We start from the raw sequence: 4824 nt of genomic DNA, 5'->3' as shown, positions 1-4824 counted from the left end.
TGGCCCAGATCAGCAGCGCCTTCCGCGCCCCGTTCTACACCCACTTTGACATCCTGGGCACAGAGGGGCGGCTGGTGCTGAACCGGCCGTTTAACGGCATGGAGGACGCCGAGCGCCGCGTGACTTTCACCGACGAGGCGGGTGTGTCCGAGGAGTTGCCGGTAGCGGCGCAAGAACTGTACGCGGGCGAGGTCGCGGACATGCACGACGCCATTCTTGAAGGGCAGTCGACCTACATCAGCCTGGACGAGACGCGGGATCACGTGCGGACGGCGCTGGCTTTGTACGAGTCGGCGCGGCGGGGGGAGCGGGTGTATCTGGCCGAGATCGCGGCGTGATCGAGTATAATGGAGCCAGCCCTATGACATGAGAGGCGACGCATGACCGAGACGATTACCGCGATTTACGAGAACGGCGTGTTGCGCCCGCTGAAGCCGCTGAAGTTGAAGGAGCGGCAGCGGGTTGAGCTACAGGTGGTGGAGACGCGACCGGCCAGCGAGAGCGAGGAGCGAGAACAGCTTATCGCGGAGCTTGTTGCGGCCGGACTTATCGAACCACACACGGATGTGCCGGAGGACGATCCAGTTAGTGCCGAGAGACGCGCAGAACTGGCGCGACTCCTAGGCAGTGCACCGGGGAAACCTTTAAGCGAGATTATCATTGAAGAACGGGGCGAGTGGTGAGTACCCTCTACGTCGATACAAGCGCTTTGTTGAAACAGTATGTAGACGAATTAGGAAGTAAATGGACGCGCGAGTTGCTCAAATCAACACAGGGCTTAATCGCAACTGCGTCGTTGAAGGGCTTGCTATCGATAATCCGCTTGCTCACTAATACACTGGTTGCTTGACACTTCAATCAATTCTGCTAAAACTCAGGTAGAAATGCACGTCCGCGGCCGCCGGCCGCGTGTCGAATGAACTACGCCTGAGCAACAGGCCCATCCAGTCTGGTTACATGACGCCCCACGCGGTCGCCGGAGGGGACGAGGGAAGGACGGCGACGCGATGCAAGGCAGGGAAGGCGTCGGGAGGTGATCGGCGAAAAACACAGCCAGATCCACAGCGGCGCGCCATGACGCGACCGCACACCTTCGATCTCCACGAGCGATCAACGTAGCAACCAAACGTTCGGCCCACGGTAGACATGAACGTAGCGCAGTCTGTCAGGCTGCGACTCCGCGGGCGGGGCGCATAGCAGTGAGGAGACTCCCATGACCTTTCGAACCACGCGACTTTTGGCCCTGGCGGCGGTGCTGCTGCTGGGGCTGGCGCTCGCCGGCGCGGCGGCCGCCGACCACATCCCCGACCCGACCAGCGTCACCATCGCCGGCGGCTTCCAGAGCGAACTGGGTTGCCCCGGCGACTGGCAGCCCGAATGCGCCGTCACCAACCTGACCCACGACGCCATTGATGACGTCTGGCAGGGCACGTTCAACATCCCCGCCGGGAGCTACGCCTACAAAGCGGCGCTCAACGGCACGTGGGATGTATCATTCCCGGGCAGCGATATCTCCCTGGCCGCGCCGGGCGGGAACGTCAAATTCTACTACGACCACAAAAGCCATTGGGTCACCGACAACGTCAACAGCCGTATCGTTGTGGCCGCGGGCAACTTCCAGAGCGAACTGGGCTGCGACCCGGCGATCAACGGCGGCGATTGGCAGCCCGACTGCCTGCGCTCCTGGCTGCAAGACCCGGACGGCGATGGGACTTACACCTTCACGACCGACGCCATCCCCGCCGGCAACTACGAGGCCAAGGCGGCCATCGGCGAGGGCTGGGCCGAGAGCTATCCGGCCAACAACGTGCCCTTCACCGTGCCGGCCGGTGCGATTGTCACCTTCAGCTTTGTCAGCGCTTCCAATGACTTCTCTATCAACGTCGACGGCCCCGGCCACGAGCTGGACAACAACGTCGAGTACGACGGTCTGGGTCACAACAGCCACGACACCCTCTACCGCGTGCCCTTCGGCGCGGTGACGCCGGGAACCGAGGTCATTCTGCGCTTCCGCACCTACCACAACGACGTGGAGAGCGTCCGCGCCCGCGTGTGGGACGACGTGGCCGGTGGGCAGTTCTTCCTCGACCTGACGCCCGTGGCGACCGACGTCTCCTGCTATGACGAAGCGCAGCCGGACGAGACGTGCGACTTCTGGCAGGCCAGCCTGACGCCCGACGCGCCGACGACGTACTTCTACCGCTTCATCGTCACCGACGGCACGGCCACCGCCCACTACGAGGACGACGGCTTCCGCGACGGCGGCTGGGGCGAGGCGCGGCCGGCCCTCAACGACTGGGGCTACGTCATCCAGGTCCACGACCCCGATTTCGCGGTCATCGACTGGGTGCAGGACGCGGTCATCTACCAGATCTTCCCCGACCGCTTCTTTAACGGCAACACCCGCAACGACCCGACCACCAACGAGCCGCGCTACGGCTGGCCGACCAACGCGCTCGACCGCATCATCGTCAAGGCGTGGGGCGAACTTCCCGAAGGGTACTGCCGCCACTACGTCAACCCGGCCACCCCCTGCACCGAAGAGCCGCGCGGCCGCGACTACTTCGGCGGCGACATCCGCGGCGTGCAGCAGCGCATCCACTACCTGAAGTCGCTGGGCGTGACGGCCATCTACTTCAACCCCGTCTTCGACGCGGCCTCCAACCACGCCTATGACACGCAGGATTACTACCGCATCGATCCCTTCTTCGGCACCAACAAGGAGTTCGAGCAATTCCTGAAGGCCGCCGAGCGGCAGGGGATCAAGGTCATCCTGGACGGCGTGTTCAACCACGTCTCCTCCGACAGCAAGTACTTCGACCGCTACCACCACTTCGCCGAAGTGGGCGCGTGCGAGAGCGTGGATTCGCCCTACCGCGACTGGTTCACCTTCTTCGAGGAGGCCAACGGCCCCTGCGCCGGCCCCAACGGCCCGAACACGATGAACTACCCGTCGTGGTTCGGCTTCGACAGCCTGCCGCAGCTGGACAAGAACAACCAGGAAGTGAAGGATCTGTTCTACGCCGGCGACAACCCGGTGGGCACGTACTGGCTCGACATGGGCGCTGACGGCTGGCGGCTCGACGTGATGGGCGACGGCAGCTTCCCCGTCTCCTTCTGGCAGGAGTTCCGCGAGGTCATCAAGGCCGAAGACCCCAACGCGCCCATCATCGGCGAGTTGTGGAAGAAGTTCGAGATTCTGCCCAAGACGCGCGGCGACCAGGCCGACACGGCCATGGGCTACCGCTTCCGCAACGCCATCCTGGGCTTCTTCGGCACGGTGGACGACAAGGGCTTCTTCGACGACGGCCAGACTGACCAGCCGCCGACCCTCTTCGCCAGCAAGCTCATCTCCGTCCGCGAGGACAACGCCGACGCCAGCTACTACACCATGATGAACCTCATGGGCAGCCACGACACGCGCCGCATTCTGTGGGCGCTGACGCCGGGCGAGCGCAACCGTGAGGACAAGGAGTTCAACGCCGCCAATCTGGCCGAGGGCAAGGCGCTGCTGCGGCTGGCCGCGGTGGTGCAGATGACCACGCCCGGTTCGCCGACCATCTACTACGGCGATGAAGTCGCCATGACCGGCGACGACGACCCGGACGACCGGCGCACCTTCCCGTGGGGGCGCGGCGGCGCGCTCGGCAGCGCGGCCGACCGGCTGATGCTGGCCCACTACACGCGGCTCATCCGGCTGCGCAACAGCCTGGACGTGTTCAGCGATGGCGAACTGAGCTTCCTGCTGACCGACGACGCCAACCGCACGCTGGCCTACCTGATGCGCACCGCGGATCAGGCGGCCGTCGTCGCCATCAACCGCAACGAGACGGCCCAGACGTTGACCATCAACGTCCAGGGCCACATGCCCGACGCCGTGCGCCTGCTCGACGGCAATGCCACGCTGCGCGGCCAGATTCAGGCCGTGGACGGCGTGATCACGGTGCAACTGCCGCCCCTCAGCGCCGCCATCCTGCTGCCGGCGCGCGGCCAGGACCTCGTCGCGCCGGCCGCCCCGACCGGTCTGACGGCCACGGCGGGCAACGCCCAGGTGGCGCTGGACTGGGACGCCGTCAGCGGCGCGGCGGCCTACCGCGTCTATCGCAGCCCCGTCACCGGCGGCGGCTACGAGTTCGTGGCTGAGACGGCCGCCAGCGACTACGTGGATACGACGGTCGAGAACGGCCGCCGCTACTACTACGTCGTGCGCGCCATGGACGCCGCGGGCAACGAGGGCGCGGCCAGCAACGAAGCGTCGGCCACGCCGGCCTTCCCCATCGGCTACACCGTCCTCCAGTGGCCGCCCACGCTGAACCACACCATCAGCACCAACGGCACCGACACCGTCTATGGCCGCGTCTTCGTGGCCGGCATCACCGACGCCGCGGGCGACCCCGGCCTCATCCTGGCCGAGGTCGGCTTCGGGCCGGACGGCAGCGACCCGGCGACGTGGACGGCCTGGTGGCCCATGGCCCCCAACGCCTGCGGTGGGTGCGGCAACAACTACGAGTACAGCGGCAAGATGTGGCCGGAGGCGCTGGGCAACTTCGATTACCTGGTGCGCTTCTCGACCAACAACGGCGAGACGTGGGTCTACGGCGACGTGGACGGCTGGTATCCCGACCCCGGCCAGTCGCAGACCAACGACCCCGGCGACATGACCGTGGTCAGTAGCGGCGACACGACGCCCCCGGCCGCCCCGGCCAACCTGCGCGTCGAGGCGTCGTCCCCGGCGGGCATCGAACTGGCCTGGGACGCGGTCGGCGGCGACGTGGCCTTCTATGAGGTGCTGCGCGGCGACGCGACCGGCGGGCCGTACAGCGA

3 protein-coding genes are annotated in these 4824 nt (G+C 65.9%); all 3 read left to right on the top strand.

The features are described 5' to 3' along the window. A partial coding sequence (locus ACE3UY_RS02015; RefSeq protein ID WP_374685879.1) for a hypothetical protein occupies positions 1 to 338 on the top strand: 338 nt, incomplete at its 5' end. 42 nt (positions 339 to 380) lie between these two features. Next, positions 381 to 683 (top strand): antitoxin family protein, encoded by a 303-nt coding sequence (locus ACE3UY_RS02010; RefSeq protein WP_374685878.1) that lies wholly within the window; start codon positions 381 to 383, stop codon positions 681 to 683. 530 nt (positions 684 to 1213) lie between these two features. Continuing rightward, a partial coding sequence (locus tag ACE3UY_RS02005; protein ID WP_374685877.1) for an alpha-amylase family glycosyl hydrolase occupies positions 1214 to 4824 on the top strand: 3611 nt, incomplete at its 3' end.

Source organism: Promineifilum sp. (SeqCode) (assembly GCF_041918635.1).
GTDB lineage: Bacteria > Chloroflexota > Anaerolineae > Promineifilales > Promineifilaceae > Promineifilum.
Note: the sequence above shows the minus strand (reverse complement) of the source record. Positions and strands in the feature narration are given on the sequence as shown.

Bases quoted from the DNA above. Each gene is read 5' to 3' on its own strand.
- ACE3UY_RS02010 (WP_374685878.1), top strand. From the start codon at position 381: ATGACCGAGACGATTACCGCGATTTACGAGAACGGCGTGTTGCGCCCG.